Source organism: Collimonas sp. OK607, assembly GCF_900111995.1.
GTDB lineage: Bacteria > Pseudomonadota > Gammaproteobacteria > Burkholderiales > Burkholderiaceae_D > Collimonas.
This window is the reverse complement of sequence record NZ_FOKF01000002.1, coordinates 68040-81910: the sequence shown is the minus strand read 5'-3', so window position 1 is coordinate 81910 and position 13871 is coordinate 68040. Positions and strand designations below refer to the sequence as shown.

At 55.0% G+C, this 13871-nt stretch carries 17 protein-coding genes; 8 read left to right on the top strand and 9 right to left on the bottom strand.

Features of this window, described 5'->3' with window-relative positions:
• Positions 1-15 precede the first annotated feature (15 nt).
• The 7 genes from BM029_RS02040 to gltS all read right to left on the bottom strand — a co-directional run bounded on the left by BM029_RS02040 (position 16) and on the right by gltS (position 5417).
• Positions 16-297, bottom strand: a complete 282-nt coding sequence (locus BM029_RS02040; protein WP_211482426.1) for a hypothetical protein — start codon at positions 295-297, stop codon at positions 16-18.
• Between the two features lie 103 nt (positions 298-400).
• Positions 401-1093, bottom strand: a complete 693-nt coding sequence (locus BM029_RS02035) for an HAD family hydrolase (RefSeq protein ID WP_092432172.1) — start codon at positions 1091-1093, stop codon at positions 401-403.
• A gap of 90 nt (positions 1094-1183) precedes the next feature.
• Positions 1184-2116, bottom strand: coding sequence for an EamA family transporter RarD (rarD, locus tag BM029_RS02030; protein ID WP_092432170.1), 933 nt, complete (start codon positions 2114-2116; stop codon positions 1184-1186).
• Between the two features lie 42 nt (positions 2117-2158).
• On the bottom strand, positions 2159-2362 hold the full coding sequence (locus BM029_RS02025; RefSeq protein ID WP_092412446.1) for a hypothetical protein: 204 nt from the start codon (positions 2360-2362) through the stop codon (positions 2159-2161).
• 141 nt (positions 2363-2503) lie between these two features.
• On the bottom strand, positions 2504-2980 hold the full coding sequence (locus BM029_RS02020; RefSeq protein WP_092432167.1) for an OsmC family protein: 477 nt from the start codon (positions 2978-2980) through the stop codon (positions 2504-2506).
• A gap of 106 nt (positions 2981-3086) precedes the next feature.
• Entirely contained in the window at positions 3087-4109 is a 1023-nt protein-coding gene (locus BM029_RS02015; protein WP_092432166.1) for a transporter, read from the bottom strand.
• A gap of 99 nt (positions 4110-4208) precedes the next feature.
• Positions 4209-5417: a sodium/glutamate symporter gene (gene gltS / locus BM029_RS02010; protein ID WP_092432164.1), complete on the bottom strand. Its 1209-nt coding sequence runs from the start codon at positions 5415-5417 to the stop codon at positions 4209-4211.
• Between the two features lie 356 nt (positions 5418-5773).
• On the opposite strand from gltS, the gene BM029_RS02005 reads away from it, so the two are divergent.
• Positions 5774-6094, top strand: a complete 321-nt coding sequence (locus BM029_RS02005; protein WP_092432162.1) for a hypothetical protein — start codon at positions 5774-5776, stop codon at positions 6092-6094.
• Here BM029_RS02005 and BM029_RS02000 read toward each other — a convergent pair.
• A complete protein-coding gene (locus BM029_RS02000; protein ID WP_092432160.1) occupies positions 6091-6318 on the bottom strand; it encodes a hypothetical protein in 228 nt (75 codons plus the stop codon). The two genes, BM029_RS02005 and BM029_RS02000, sit on opposite strands and share 4 nt — an antisense overlap.
• Positions 6319-6575: 257 nt before the next feature.
• Between BM029_RS02000 and BM029_RS01990 the strand changes: the two genes are divergently transcribed.
• Positions 6576-7148 carry a hypothetical protein gene (locus BM029_RS01990; protein ID WP_092432157.1) on the top strand — a complete coding sequence of 191 codons (573 nt, stop codon included), beginning with the start codon at positions 6576-6578 and terminating at the stop codon, positions 7146-7148.
• On the opposite strand, the gene BM029_RS01985 is transcribed toward BM029_RS01990, so the two are convergent.
• Entirely contained in the window at positions 7102-7977 is an 876-nt protein-coding gene (locus BM029_RS01985; RefSeq protein ID WP_092432155.1) for a LysR substrate-binding domain-containing protein, read from the bottom strand. The two genes, BM029_RS01990 and BM029_RS01985, sit on opposite strands and share 47 nt — an antisense overlap.
• Before the next feature lie 344 nt (positions 7978-8321).
• Here BM029_RS01985 and BM029_RS01980 point away from each other — a divergent pair, with 344 nt between their 5' ends.
• The 6 genes from BM029_RS01980 to BM029_RS01955 all read left to right on the top strand — a co-directional run bounded on the left by BM029_RS01980 (position 8322) and on the right by BM029_RS01955 (position 13805).
• Positions 8322-9113 carry a transporter substrate-binding domain-containing protein gene (locus BM029_RS01980; protein ID WP_092432153.1) on the top strand — a complete coding sequence of 264 codons (792 nt, stop codon included), beginning with the start codon at positions 8322-8324 and terminating at the stop codon, positions 9111-9113.
• A gap of 109 nt (positions 9114-9222) precedes the next feature.
• Entirely contained in the window at positions 9223-9909 is a 687-nt protein-coding gene (locus tag BM029_RS01975; RefSeq protein ID WP_092432151.1) for an amino acid ABC transporter permease, read from the top strand.
• A gap of 3 nt (positions 9910-9912) precedes the next feature.
• Positions 9913-10605, top strand: coding sequence for an amino acid ABC transporter permease (locus tag BM029_RS01970; protein ID WP_092432150.1), 693 nt, complete (start codon positions 9913-9915; stop codon positions 10603-10605).
• 21 nt (positions 10606-10626) lie between these two features.
• Entirely contained in the window at positions 10627-11385 is a 759-nt protein-coding gene (locus BM029_RS01965; RefSeq protein WP_092432148.1) for an amino acid ABC transporter ATP-binding protein, read from the top strand.
• Between the two features lie 107 nt (positions 11386-11492).
• A complete protein-coding gene (locus BM029_RS01960; protein WP_244544861.1) occupies positions 11493-12176 on the top strand; it encodes a cysteine dioxygenase family protein in 684 nt (227 codons plus the stop codon).
• A 27-nt stretch (positions 12177-12203) separates the two neighbouring features.
• On the top strand, positions 12204-13805 hold the full coding sequence (locus tag BM029_RS01955; protein ID WP_092432577.1) for a rhodanese-like domain-containing protein: 1602 nt from the start codon (positions 12204-12206) through the stop codon (positions 13803-13805).
• Positions 13806-13871 lie beyond the last annotated feature (66 nt).

Genomic DNA, 13871 nt, shown 5'->3' with positions numbered 1-13871 from the left:
CCGAAAACGCCAAAGTTAATGTGCTGGCGGTTTTTCGTGAGGCATTTCCAGGTGATCAGGATGCAGATCGAGCATCTGATCGATACCGGCGCCAGGATCTTCGCTGCCATCGTCCTGAAACTCGACCAGACGCTGCCGCGCGCTATCCGCGAGATCGCGCTTGCGCTGCCAGCGTATCGCCATCAGAGCGCTCACGCAGAGTACCGCCAGGCAAGCCGCAGGAACCAACAATGGCATCTGGCACCATGCCACCTTCTTCGCCAACGGATCTTCAGACAACTCGGTTTGTGACTGCATGACGGGCCTCCGCATTTTTATTTAGAGTCGATCCGTGGTCTCTGCCGGCGGATAAAAATAAATTCTAACAGGGAGCTGCCCTAGTCTGTGCGATGGCGCGTTTTCAGGTGCCGTCAGTCAAACCCATGGCGTGCCGCACGCGCCCGCAAAACTCCTCAGGCGAACGGGAAATGATCTCTTCCGGCACCATGAACTTCTTGATGAGCCGCTTGTAACTTTCGAACCCGTAGGAAACCATGAAAGGATGCATGCCGGAGCCGATCGCGGCCAGGTAATCCTTGTGTTCATCGCCGCAGATGTAGGCGCGCGCCGGGTTGATGTCCAGCCGCTCGCGAATCGCCCGGAATTCCTGCATCTTTTCCAGATGCAGCGGAATGTGCGCGAAAAAATCGAAGGCATCCAGGTCGATATCATGACGACGGAACAACAATCTCAGTGTTTGTTCAGGCTCATTGGTCATATTCCGGGTCACCAGGCCGACTGCAATATCCGGCGCGGACATCAGACTTTGCACCAGCCCGGCTATGCCCGGATACAGTTTGGCTTCTTCCCGGTACACCTCGGTCAGGGTGACAATCAATTGTTTACGGCTCTGCTTGCCGATCTGTTTCTTGAGATTGGACGGAAACTCTTTCAGGCCACCCAGGTATTTGAACAGACGGCGCCGTTTCTGGAACCGCTCTTCATCGCCGATCACCATGCCATGCCGGGAAAACGTCTTGTCGATGGCGCTATAGGCGTCGATAGTCGTGCCGTCTGCATCAAGGATAATTAATCGTTTGCTATTGTTGTACATGATTTATCTGGCCACGGGACACAGGACGTCAACTTATAGCAGTCTTGTGACGGCACGATGACTTCGAGGAGATAACCGACAGTGCAATATCTACAGGGGACTTTGATCGGATGCCGCGAAACGCTGCGAAGTCCGCTGCTTGCGCAACAAGCGCACGCTGTGCACCGCAGTCAGCGCTACCGCACACCAGATGGGAATGTAGGTCGCCAGCTGTCCCGGCGCCATGGATTCGCCAAGGAAAATGATGGCGACGCCGACCAGCAATACCGGTTCAACGTAGCCGAGGATGCCGAACAAGGCCATCGGCAACAGCCGGCTGGCGCCCAGGTAAGCGCCCAGCGCCACTGTGCTCAACAAACCCAGCCCCGGCAAAAGGTATAGCCACATATCCGGCCGGTGGGCAATCACCGGCAAGGAATCACGCACATACAGCATGATGACGACCACCGGCAACAGCAAAGTCATTTCGAACGCAAATGCCACCACCGGATCGGCATTGATCTTGCGGCGCAGGATAAAGTACGGTGGATAGCCCAGTGCCACCACCAGCGTTGGCCAGGCAAAACTGCGCGCCAGCCACAGTTCGTGCAACACGCCGGCCACCGCGCAAGCGACCGCCAGCCATTGGAGGAGATCCAGTCGCTCGCGATAATAGAAGCGGCCGACCAGCACCATCGTCAACGGCAGCAGGAAATAGCCGAGCGAAACCTCAAGCGCGCGGCCATGCAAAGGCGCCCACATGAAAATCCAAGCCTGCAGCCCGAGCAACGCTGCCGCCGCCGCCAAGGCAATGCAAGTCAAGGGTTCGCGAGCCAGACGGCGCAACAAGACGCCAGCCTGCGGCAAACGCTGGCGCAGGACCAGCAAGGCCAGCGCGCCGGGCACCGTCCATACCACACGCCACCCAAATATATCGAGGCCGTCGAGCGGCGCCAGCAATTTTGTGTAGCCGGACAATAAGGCGAACAGCATCGAGGCACCGACCGACAAGCTGATGCCGCGCCCTATTTCATGTTGATTCATTGTGTCAAACGCGCCTCGGCAAACGTCTTTAGTCGCTAAAAATTAGTCGCTCAGTGCCGCTTTGGCGGCCTGCTCCGGCGTCAAGCCATCATAAAACTGGTCGGTGAACCATTCCACCTGCTCTTCGATATGTTCTTGCGCCTGCTCAAGCGTGGCGCCGCCGGCTACCAGGAAACCTTCGACTTCAATACACCAATTGATCAAAGCCAGCGTTTCCGGATCCAGCTCTTCATTCTTCTTTGCCATCATTTTTCCTGTTTAAACATCTTATAGTGGCAGTTTGCCAACGCCCTCACCGGCGAATCCCGTCTCGGGCGGCAAACATGCGCCGCCGGTATTTTACCCGCCTCCGCGCTAATCAGGATAAGGATGGCCAGATGGCGCTCATCACTCAGCATGGCTCCAGGTGCCTGCGATCCGGATTTCGCTCTTCACCGAGCGCGCCAGGAAACATTCTTCATGCGCCTTGTGGTGCAACTGCTCGAGCGCGGCATCATCCGGAATTTTGGCGCCGGAGAAAACCACCGCCGGCATCAATTCGACCAAAGCGATCCAGCTTTTACCATCCGCGCCACGTTGCATATGCCCGGTGGCGTGATCGATATAACGGTCGACCACATAACCCGCGCTACGCGCGATGTCGAGGAACCACAGCATGTGGCAACTCGACAAAGACGCTACAAAAGCCTCTTCCGGATCGACATTGGCCGGATTCGACAAAGGCACCCTGACCACATGCGGCGAACTCGATGCCGGCACTACCGCCCCGCCGTCAAACTGCCACTGGTGAGCGCGGCTATATCGGTTATCAACGAATACCGCATCCGCTCGTTGCCACTCGATAGTAGCGACATGACTAGACATGAGATTTTCCTTTATGCTGGGTTATGCTTGGACAGGTGGCTCAGCCGGTGAATTTCCGCGACGCCGATGATACAGAGAATTTTCTATTCTGTGAGCGACGCTAACGCTATTCCTCCCCACGCTTCCTGAATGCTAGCCAGCCGGCGACCGCCGTAAAGGTGGCGACAATTCCGGCGATGATCCAGAAGCCTTGCGGATCTTGTCCCAACGGGATACCTCCCACATTCATGCCAAGCAGGCCGGCGATGATATTAATCGGCAAAGCCAGCACCGTGACAATCGTCAGCACGAACAGGCTACGATTATTTCCCTCATTGACGCGCGCAGCAATTTCTTCCTGCAGCAATTTGATACGTTCCTGCAGCGTTGCGATGTCATGCAATACCACTGAAAACTCTTCCGTGGCGTGGCGCAGTTCCTGCAGATCGATTTCAGCCACCCAGTTCGGCGGCCTTTGCAGCAGCCGGAACAAGGCTGCCGGTTCAGGCGCCAGCAACCGCTGCAGGCGTACCAGTACTCGTCTCAGCTCACCCAGGTTCGCTCGTTTCTGATTTTGCTTGCCGGCCAGCAGACTGTCTTCTATGCGGTCGACGCGACTGATGGCGTCGCGTACAATTTTCGACAACACGTCGGCCTGATCGCGCAGTAAATGACTTAACAGTTCGACCGAAGATCGAATCGGCTCGCCGCTCTTTACTGCATTGCGCAGGCGGTCAACCGCCTTCAAGGGTTTCATGCGGGCACTGATCACGACCTGCTGGTCGACGTTCAGCCAAAGCGTTGAAATATCCGCGGGATTGAAGGAGAAATCGTGCAGTACATCGTTGATCACCGCGATCAACGTATTATCGACCAGCTCGATGCGTGTCGAGCGCTGCTCTTCATGCAGCGCCTGGAAAAATTCTTCGCCCAACCCGGTATGCTTGTTGAGCCATTTTTCGGTGCCGGTATTGGCCAGGTTAAAGTGCAGCCAGATAAATTGGCCCTGGCCATGACCTTGCTCGCGCGCGGCTAACCACTCTTCCGCTTGTTTCGACTCGATTGCCAACCCTTGCGCATCCTCGCCGAATAAATAGCCGCATACCAGGCCGCTCTGGTCTGAGCCGTAAGGCAGTGTGACGGTCTGCATCGCTTCCCTCCGTAAACTCGAACGGATAGTTTAACGCAGGCAACTCATCCGCAGCTATTCCATCAGAGCGGCTGCAACCAGACCGTCGGTCTCGCGGCGTTAGTTATAGATCGGCAGCGCCAGGAATAACTTGATGACAATCGCGTTTGCGATATCGATAAAGAACGCGCTCACCATCGGCACTACCAAAAACGCCAGGGGCGACGGCCCGAAGCGGTCGGTCACCGCCTGCATGTTGGCGATCGCAGTCGGCGTCGCGCCCAGGCCGAATCCGCAATGACCGGCGGCCAGCACCGCTGCATCATAGTTCTTGCCCATGACGCGGAACGTCACGAAGACGGCATAGGCTGCCATGGCTGCCGCCTGCACCGCCAGGATCAACAGCACCGGCAGCGCCAGCGAAGCCAGGTCCCACAGGCGCAAACTCATCAGCGCCATCGCCAGAAACAGGGACAGGCTGACATTGCCCAAGACCAAGATGGAGCGCTCGAAAATTTTGTAGCCGAACAGCGACAAGCCGTTGCTCAACAACACACCGACGAACAGCACGCATACAAAAGTCGGCAATTCAAACGCGGTTCCGTTTAGTTGATTGGCTATCATGGTGCCGGCAGAGAGACAGACGGCAATCAAGGCCAGCGCCTCGATAAATGCCTGCGGCGTAATCAGTTGCACCGCTTTCGGTTGCTCGAAACTCAGCGGCGCTTTTTCTTCATTGGCCTGAGTCGCCTCAGCACCCGGCAATTTAACCCGCTTCACCAAAAATCCCGCTACCGGGCCGCCAATCAAGCCGCCCAATATCAAGCCGAAAGTCGCGCAGGCGATGGCAATTTCGGTGGCCGCAGCCAAACCGTGCCGTTCGGCAAATACACGCCCCCAGGCAGCGCCCGTGCCATGACCGCCCGACAGGGAAATGGACGCTCCCAGCAAACCGATCAAAGGATCGAGGCCCATCATCTTGGCCATGCCGATCCCGATTGCATCCTGCAATATCAGCAAGCCCAGCACCACGCCCAAAAACAGCGCCAACGTACGGCCACCGGCTTTCAAACTGGCGAGGTTGGCATTCAAGCCGATGGTGGCGAAGAAAGCCAGCATCAACGGTCCTTGCAAGCTGTTATCGAACTGCACCTGGACATTGGAAAAACTGCGTAGTCCAAACAACAGCAAAGCCACCAGCAAGCCGCCCACTACCGGCTCGGGAATGCTATAGGTTCTCAACAGCGATGAAGACGACACCAGCTTGCGTCCCAGCAACAGCACCAGTGATGCGGCTACCAAGGTTTCCAGGATATCCAGGTTAATCATCAACTTCCTTTCGTCTTTAATAAAATGGCAATGCAAGAGCGGGCCCATGCTGATCTATGAGAGAAACATGTTGATTACCGCCAGATATTACCCCCAGGCACAATTTTGCCTGAATGCATCGTAAATACCATTCAAATAGCACGTGCTTTTATCGTATGAAAAACACATTTAATCGAACGTAATCAAATGTTTTATTCCTTTATTGTCAATTTTACACCATTGCTTTTTTTGAAAATTAAATTAACATGCCGGCAATTGATAAAAAATTAATTTAACAATCAACCTGATCAAAATCAGAAGTCGAAAACACCCTGACCGCAACAGTTTACGTTGAGCAATATTGGAAGGCAGGCATAGTGAGGGGCAAGGATCTAAGCGCAGCACAAACGATTTTCTGTTTTATCGCTCTTGCCCCTTGCATTTGGTATTTCTTCTGTGACGGGATTGAAGTAGTGGCCAGGGAAAATACACGTGCCATTGACAGAAACGCGGCATTTCACACCGTGGCGCAATATGAAATAGCCAAACGCAGCGGCTTGGCCAAGGTTGCCTGCGCCCAGGCGGGTGCGGCATCCACCTCGTTTCTACGGGCAAAAGATGAAAAAGATTATAGGACCTGGAAAAACACCGAGGAGTCGGATTGCAAGATAGCGGGTATAGAGATCGCGTCCAGCTAGAGCGGATTTTCGTCAATCCAGTCGCCTGCGAAATCGAGAATGTAGGAAATTGCATCGTCCTCGGTATCGAATTCATTGGTCGGCGTGGTGCGCACGTAGCGTGTTTCACCGGCGCCATCTTTGCCCGCCTGAATCGTAAAACACGCCGTATATTTACCGTTGCCCTGTTGTTCCAGCCGGGGGAATACCGCATGTCCCTTATAGGGATAGCTTTTTACGTCCATCACTGCACCTCGTTTTTTAAGAGGAGCGATCCTACCACGCGCCAAACCGGTCGTAACGCTTTGGATTTGCCTGCAGGCGAAATGGCCGCCATCTCTTGCCAGCAGCCCGCACCGCGGGAAAAATACATTGTGTTCATGTAGAAATGTACTATCTTAGCTACTTGGGAGAGAGCGACGCGCATCGGACAATTCTTTTGCCCCGTCATCGGGCAAGGTCTCCGGCGCAACGTTCCGTTGCGCGTATAAAGGAGAATTCTATGAAAGAATTCCGTCAGCTACTTCGAAAACGCTTCCTGTATGACGAGGTTGGGCGAGAAAAAAGAATCCTGATATTAGTCGCGATCGTCTGGTCGTCTGCCTTGATGGTGAGCTTGGCCGCAGGGGTCGAACTCTGGCTTCATGGCGAACGAGATTCAGCAAAATTCCAATTTTTTCTTCTCGGTGCAATCGCTTGCGTTGCCGTCTACTGGCTGTGTTTTGCGAAGGATGGACTGGTGCGTGCGGGTGAAGTAAAGCTGGTTGTGAACATCGACGAAAGACATCACAAGAAACTAAGGCGACTGGCAGCTCAGCAGGATACGACCATCGGCGACATCGTCGAGCAACTGATGGATATCGTTACGAATGCCAGATTGATCGAACTTAAATCCTCGGGCGAGGCAGCCAAGAATAACGAAACAACGCCTGATCTTCTTATGCTAAAGCCGGGCAAAGGCAGAACAACGCAGAGTATCAAGCCCGGAAGTGGCCGGCATTTCTCCACACCTCGAGCGACGCCTCGCTTTAAGGCGAAGACAAGGAACGCACGTGATCGTGGGTTCCTTTGCTGAGGGTGTCGAACACCATTTTCGCGATAGTGCCAACCTGTTCGTCGCGCAAATAAAGAAAAAAATTCACATCTGGCAAGCGGGGGAAACCTTCCGACTCGCCCAGCACACGTAATTCCGGACTGATCATCTCGATACTTCGCGCCGTGATACCCAATCCCGCCCGCAGCGCAGCCTTGATGCCGACCAGGGTAGGAGAAACATAACTGATACGGTAGGGAATTTTTGCCTGGTCCAGAGATTGCAGTGCAATTTCCCGGAACAGGCTGGGTTCGTCGGCTACCACCAGCTTGACCGGATTAGCCGGATTATGGATGTAATCCGATGAGCAAAGCCAGACCGTGGGCGAAGTCCGCAAAATAATGCCGGGATGAGCATCGGTTTTTCGGGTGGAAACGGTCAGGTCAATTTCTCCGCGACGTAAAGCCTGCATCAAAAAGGGGCTTCGGCCGACGTGGATTTCCATGCGCAAATGCGGGTAGATCTTGGCGAAGCGCGATAACAACGACGGCAAAATGGTTTCGGCAATGTCATTGGGCGCACCGATACGCAAAGACCCCGTGACGTCATCCATATCCAGCATGCTGATGGCCTCGTCGTTGAGCCCCAGAATCCGAACTGCATATTCAAGCAACTTGGCGCCCTGCGCGGTAAGTTGCTTGTTGCGCCCGGTTTTCTGGAAGACCGCAAAGCCTAGTTGCGACTCCAGCCGCTGCATCTGTTGCGTGACCGCGGACTGGGTCCGGTGGACCCGGTCGGCAGCGGCTGCAAAGGACGAAAACTCGGTAATCGCGACGAAAGTCCGCAATAACTCCATATCAAGATTTCGCATGGAATCGTGATCCCTTATATGAGGAAATGGATTAGCTGCACTGCACAAATTGGTGCAAAAAAATAGCAAAACAAGCAGTTTGCACCACAGGGGTGATCATAATGCATTAGCCATGCTAATGTATTTCAATCTCGAATTAATTTGTTTGGACGGTCAATATTGGATAACCTGAGTTCATCTGTTCAAGGCGCCATGCGGTTCTCGTGGTTGGCGGCTAGCTGGAACAAATCGATCTGCAGAAATTCTTTTTACGTAATTTCTATATAAGGAATATGAGAATGAAGAAGCAAGTATCTGTATCTGTATCAATATCAGCATCAGCAACTCGCGCAGCATGCGCGCTCATGTTGGGGGCCTTGGCAACCGTGGCGCACGCCGATCAGCTGAGCGATATCAAGGCGCGTGGCAGCCTCAATTGCGGCACCCAGAATGCCAGCGAACCGTACGCTTTTCCTGATCCGGCTACGCGCCAGGTGGTCGGCTTCGATGTTGACATCTGCAACGCTCTGGCTAAAGGACTGGGAGTGAAGCTGCAACACAAGCCGGTGTCGACCGATGCCCGGATTCCCGAATTGAAAACGCGACGCGTCGATGTGCTCGCCGCCTCGGTCGCCTACATGCCGGCGCGTGCCGCGCAGGTGGATTTCAGTAACCAGTATTTCGTTGCCCCGATCAAGATCCTGGTGCGCGACAGTTCGTCGATCAAGACCATCGCAGACCTCGCAGGAAAAAAAATATCCGCCAGTGAAGGTTCCAGTTCTGCGGCATTGGGCACGACCAAGATGCCTACCTCACGCCTGCTGACATTTCACGACATTTCTTCCGGCTTCCTGGCGCTGCAGCAAGGCAAGGTGGACGGCCTCATCGCCGGCCAGCTGATCTTGTCGCGATTTGCGCGTGAAGCTGCGCAAAACGGCGGCGAGCAATACCGTCTGCTGCCAGGGTCACTATACGAAGAACGCATTGGTGCAGCGATCAACAAGAACGAGCCGGCCCTGCTGGCGGCGATCAACCAGATCCTGGTCAATTACGAGAAATCGGGCGAACTGCAAACCAGTTTCGACAAATGGCTCGGCGCCAATTCCACCTACAAGATGACGCGCGACTACAAGGTCGAACCGATCAATCCAAATTGACGACGCGGCAGTCTGTTGCTGAATTCGGCTGATTTTCGATTGAATTCAGCCGGGTTTCCGCCAACCTCAGACTGATGGTTAATCCAGGTTTTTGCAGGGAATATCAACGATGTTCGATTTATCCTTTTTACTCGAGGATGGCTATCTCCGTCTGTTTCTAGATGGCGTCCTGACTACTTTGCGCTTGTTTTCGGTATCCGGATTACTGGCGCTGGCAATTGGCGTGATGCTGGTAATCATGCGCTCGTCCGGCCTTAAAGCACTCAAGGGTTTCGTGGTCGGTTTCGTTGAATACCACAGGAACGTGCCGATCCTGGTACAGATCCTGATCTGGTATTTCGGCGTGCCGCAAGCTTTGCCGGAATCCGTCAAGATCTGGGTCAACAGCGGCAATACCGAATTCATTTTTGCTGCGATTGCGCTGGCGATGAATTCGGCCGCATTCATCTCGGAAGACATCCGTTCCGGCCTGCGCGCCATCCCCCGCACGCAGGAAGAGGCCGCCTGCTCCATCGGCCTGAATTTCCCGCAGCGATACCGCTATGTGATTCTGCCGCAGGCTATCAGGGTTGCCATTCCATCGCTGCTCAACCAGACCTTGATCCTGTTCAAGAACAGCAGCCTGGCGATGGCCATCGGCGTGCACGAGTTGCTATTCCAGACCAAGCAGATCGACAACGCCACCTTCCGCACTTTCGATGTGTTCCTGGTCGCCACCATCTTGTACCTGGCCGGCACGATTTCGCTGATGCTGATGGCGGATCGCTTCAGCCAACAGAAAATTCAAAAAGGTTGAGCCATGCTGGAAATTTTACAAAACTATGCCTCGCTGTTCCTCATCGGCGCTTATCCCAATGGCCCGCTGGGCGGCCTGGCGATGACCTTGATCCTATCCGTGCTGGGGCTGACGCTATCGTTCCCGATTGCCGTTCTGATCGGGCTGGCGCACATGTCTTCGTTCGGATGGCTGCGTTTCATTGCACAGTGGTGGACCCGTGTCATACGCGGCATACCGCTGCTGCTGATCATCTTCTGGGCCTATTTTTGCGTGCCGCTGATCGTCGGCGGCGAAGTATCCGGCTTCACTACCGTTGTGTGCGCCATCGTCGTGTATGAAAGCGCGTTTCTGGCGCAGGTGGTGCGCGCCGGCCTGGAAGGATTGCCCAAAGGGCAAACCGAAGCCGCCCGCTCGATCGGCCTGACATGGATGCAAAGCATGCGCTTCGTGCGGCTGCCGCAGGCGCTGACCAACATGATTCCATCCATCGTCAATCAGTTTGTTTCGACCATCAAGGCTACTTCCCTGGCCTATGTCATCGGTGTGCCCGAGCTCACTTATTCGGCTGCCCAGGTAAATACCATGACGCTGACCAAGCCCCTGGAAACCTATCTGGTGCTGGCTGGGTTCTATTTCGTTCTATGTTTTTCCATCTCTCGTTTCGCCGGCCTGCTGGAATTGCGAATAGGCGGCAAGTCAAGAGGAATGGCCTAAGGTCTGATTAAGGAGATATCCATGTTAAAACTGGAAAATATTGATAAATGGTATGGCGACTATCACGCGCTCAAGACAGTGAATGCGGACATAAAAAAAGGCGAAGTAGTAGTGGTCTGCGGTCCATCCGGATCCGGCAAGTCGACCTTGATCCGCACCATCACCCGACTCGAGGAAATCCAGGCCGGGCGCATCCTGTTCGAAGATAAAGATATCTACGGACGAGCGGTCGATGTCAATCAATTGCGAGCACGGGTCGGTTTCGTATTCCAGAGTTTCAACCTGTTCCAGAACATGTCGGTGCGAGACAACCTGACGCTTGGACCGGTGAAAGTGCTAGGCATCAGCCGTGACGAGGCCAATGCGCGCGCGCAGGAATTGCTGGTAAAGGTTGGGCTGGAGAAGAAAATCGACGCCATGCCGGCTAATTTATCCGGCGGTCAGCAGCAGCGTGTAGCGATCGCACGTGCACTGGCGATGCAACCGGCGCTGATGCTGTTTGACGAACCGACCAGTGCGCTGGATCCGGAGATGGTATCCGAAGTGCTGCAGGTAATGCAGGCGCTGGCACGCGATGGCATGACAATGCTCATCGTTTCACATGAAATGGGCTTCGCCCGTGAAGTATCGAGCCGGGTATGGTTCATGGATAACGGCGAGCTGCTTGAAGATGCGCCGCCGGATGAATTTTTTTGCAACCCGCAACACCCGCGCGCCCGCAAATTTCTGCAGGACGTAGTACGCCCTCATGATCGGATCAAAGCGCCGATGGCGGCTTGAAAAAATGATGAACGGCGCGTGCATAAGCAAACCGCCGATACGCAACCTGCGGTCGGGTTTTGCCACGAACAACAGTAATTCAACTAACCACCTGTGAGGCAACAAGCATGAATCAATCCAGTCAAAGTCAAAGTCAAAGTCAAAGTCAAAGTCAAAGTCAAAGTCAAAGTCAAAGTCAAAGTCAAAGTCAAAGTCAAAGTCAAAGTCAAAGTCAAAGTCAAAGTCAACAAATCGTTACCGACGCCATTGCGCAAATCAAACGGATTATCGATCAGGAAGGAACTACTCGCGCCTCGCTGGCCAGAGTGCTGACCGTGGTCGAATCTCTGGCCGTCCATACGCAATTCTGGAACGCCGAAAAATTCGCCGCACCGCTCGAAGGTGAGCTGCAGGCACGCTACATGATCCATGAAGACGCCGATCAGTCCTACGCGCTGTATCTGAATGTCATGTTGCCGGGTAAACGTATCGTACCGCACGATCACACTACCTGGGCCTGCATCGCGGCAGTAGAAGGTACTGAATACAACTATGTTTATCGCCGCACGGATGACGGCCTGACGCCCGGCGTCGGCACACTGGAACTGGAAAGCACTGTCGTCGTCAGCCCCGGACAAGGCATCGCGCTGATGCCGGACGACATTCATGCCGTGCAGATCAAAGGGGAAACAGCGATCCGCCATCTGCACATGTATGGCCGTGCGCTGGAAACACTCAGCACGCGCATCGGCTTTGATCTGGAGACCGGCCGCTATCAAACCATGGGAATCGGCGTGCAGACACGCCGTTAAGCCGAACTCACCTATTGAATGAATTCCATGACTAAATTTGTCGATCCCCACACGCTAAAGACCTGGCTGCATGACGGCGCCGAAATCGCGCTGTTTGATGTGCGAGAACAAGGCCAGTATGGCGAATCCCATCTGTTTTACGGCGTGCCGCTGCCATACAGCCGGCTCGAACTGGACGCGCCGAGGCTGGCGCCGCTGCCGTCGGTGCGCCTGGTGGTGTATGACGAAGACCAGTCCATCGCGCTCCGTGCCGCCGCTCGGATGACCGCGATCGGTTATACCAATGTCCATGTTCTGGAAGGCGGCACACGCAGCTGGCAAGCATCGGGGTATCCGCTGTTTTCCGGCGTTCACGTACCCTCCAAGACTTTCGGCGAACTGGTCGAGCAAAAGTGCCACACACCCTCTGTCAGCGCGCAGGCATTGTTCGAGATGCAGCGCCGCGGCGACAACGTTGTGGTGCTGGATGGCCGCCCTCTATCCGAATATCACAAGATGACGATTCCGGGCTCGATCTGCTGTCCAAATGGCGAGTTAAGCTATCGCGTGCATGAAATGATCGACAATCCCGACACCACGATCATAGTTAACTGCGCCGGCCGCACCCGCAGCATTATCGGGGCGCAAACGCTGATCAACCTGGGACTGCAAAACCCGGTCATGGCGCTGGAAAACGGTACCCAAGGCTGGTATCTGGAGGATTTTGAACTGGAGCACGGCAGCATCCGCCGCTATCCTGACCAGGTATCGGACGATGCGCGCGTTGCCGGCCGTGCCGCCAGCGCTAAAATCGTCCAGCGCTTCGACGTGCCGGAGATCGACGCCTCGACTATTTCGGAATGGCTGTCAGCCGGTAGCAACTCGGTATTCTTATGCGATGTACGCACACCTGATGAATTTTCCAGCGGCAGCCTGGCGGGTGCACAAGGCACTCCTGGCGGGCAGCTGATTCAGGCTACCGACCAATACATCGGTGTGCGACACGCACGGCTGGTGCTGTTCGACGACGACGGGATACGCGCACCGGTCGTTGCAAGCTGGCTCAAACAATTGGGACATGACGCCTATGTGCTGAGGGATGGACTGCAAAGCGGGTTCTCTCAGCCACCTCATGACAACGCCTCACTGACACGGGCTGATGCGTCGCAACTGCCTGCAATCAGCGCTGCCGAACTGGCAACCGGCCTGGCTGACAAACGGATGCGCGTCCTCGATGTGCGGACCAGCATGCAATACCGCAAATCGCACATCCCTGGCGCCAGCTGGGGTATCCGGCCGCGTCTTCCCGCACTAGACACATTTGCCGGCGGATGTGACGTGGTCCTGGTCGGCGATGACGATGCAGTGGTTGCGCTGGTGGCAGGCGAATTGCGCGAGGCATCATCCGGCTGCAACTCTGGCATCAGGTTGATGCGTCTGGATGGCGGTTTTGCAACCTGGGGCGCAGCGCAATTGCCAGTCGAGAGCACGCCGCGCCTGCCTATCGATGCTGACTGCATCGACTACCTGTTCTTCGTCCATGACCGTCACGATGGCAACAAGGCTGCCGCACGCCAGTACCTGCAATGGGAAACCGGCCTGCTGGCACAACTGGACCAGCGCGAGCGGGATTCCTTCCGCCTGGATTGAGCCTTTACCGCTGTCGCTCAAAGACACGCGCGCCCAACCGGTTGGTTTCGTTGATTGAATGCTTCA

Coding starts and splice junctions, on each gene's coding strand:
- BM029_RS02040 (WP_211482426.1), bottom strand. CDS start 297: ATGCAGTCACAAACCGAGTTGTCTGAAGATCCGTTGGCGAAGAAGGTG.
- BM029_RS02035 (WP_092432172.1), bottom strand. CDS start 1,093: ATGTACAACAATAGCAAACGATTAATTATCCTTGATGCAGACGGCACG.
- rarD (WP_092432170.1), bottom strand. CDS start 2,116: ATGAATCAACATGAAATAGGGCGCGGCATCAGCTTGTCGGTCGGTGCC.
- BM029_RS02025 (WP_092412446.1), bottom strand. CDS start 2,362: ATGGCAAAGAAGAATGAAGAGCTGGATCCGGAAACGCTGGCTTTGATC.
- BM029_RS02020 (WP_092432167.1), bottom strand. CDS start 2,980: ATGTCTAGTCATGTCGCTACTATCGAGTGGCAACGAGCGGATGCGGTA.
- BM029_RS02015 (WP_092432166.1), bottom strand. CDS start 4,109: ATGCAGACCGTCACACTGCCTTACGGCTCAGACCAGAGCGGCCTGGTA.
- gltS (WP_092432164.1), bottom strand. CDS start 5,417: ATGATTAACCTGGATATCCTGGAAACCTTGGTAGCCGCATCACTGGTG.
- BM029_RS02000 (WP_092432160.1), bottom strand. CDS start 6,318: ATGGACGTAAAAAGCTATCCCTATAAGGGACATGCGGTATTCCCCCGG.
- BM029_RS01990 (WP_092432157.1), top strand. CDS start 6,576: ATGAAAGAATTCCGTCAGCTACTTCGAAAACGCTTCCTGTATGACGAG.
- BM029_RS01985 (WP_092432155.1), bottom strand. CDS start 7,977: ATGCGAAATCTTGATATGGAGTTATTGCGGACTTTCGTCGCGATTACC.
- BM029_RS01980 (WP_092432153.1), top strand. CDS start 8,322: ATGTTGGGGGCCTTGGCAACCGTGGCGCACGCCGATCAGCTGAGCGAT.
- BM029_RS01975 (WP_092432151.1), top strand. CDS start 9,223: ATGTTCGATTTATCCTTTTTACTCGAGGATGGCTATCTCCGTCTGTTT.
- BM029_RS01970 (WP_092432150.1), top strand. CDS start 9,913: ATGCTGGAAATTTTACAAAACTATGCCTCGCTGTTCCTCATCGGCGCT.
- BM029_RS01965 (WP_092432148.1), top strand. CDS start 10,627: ATGTTAAAACTGGAAAATATTGATAAATGGTATGGCGACTATCACGCG.
- BM029_RS01960 (WP_244544861.1), top strand. CDS start 11,493: ATGAATCAATCCAGTCAAAGTCAAAGTCAAAGTCAAAGTCAAAGTCAA.
- BM029_RS01955 (WP_092432577.1), top strand. CDS start 12,204: ATGACTAAATTTGTCGATCCCCACACGCTAAAGACCTGGCTGCATGAC.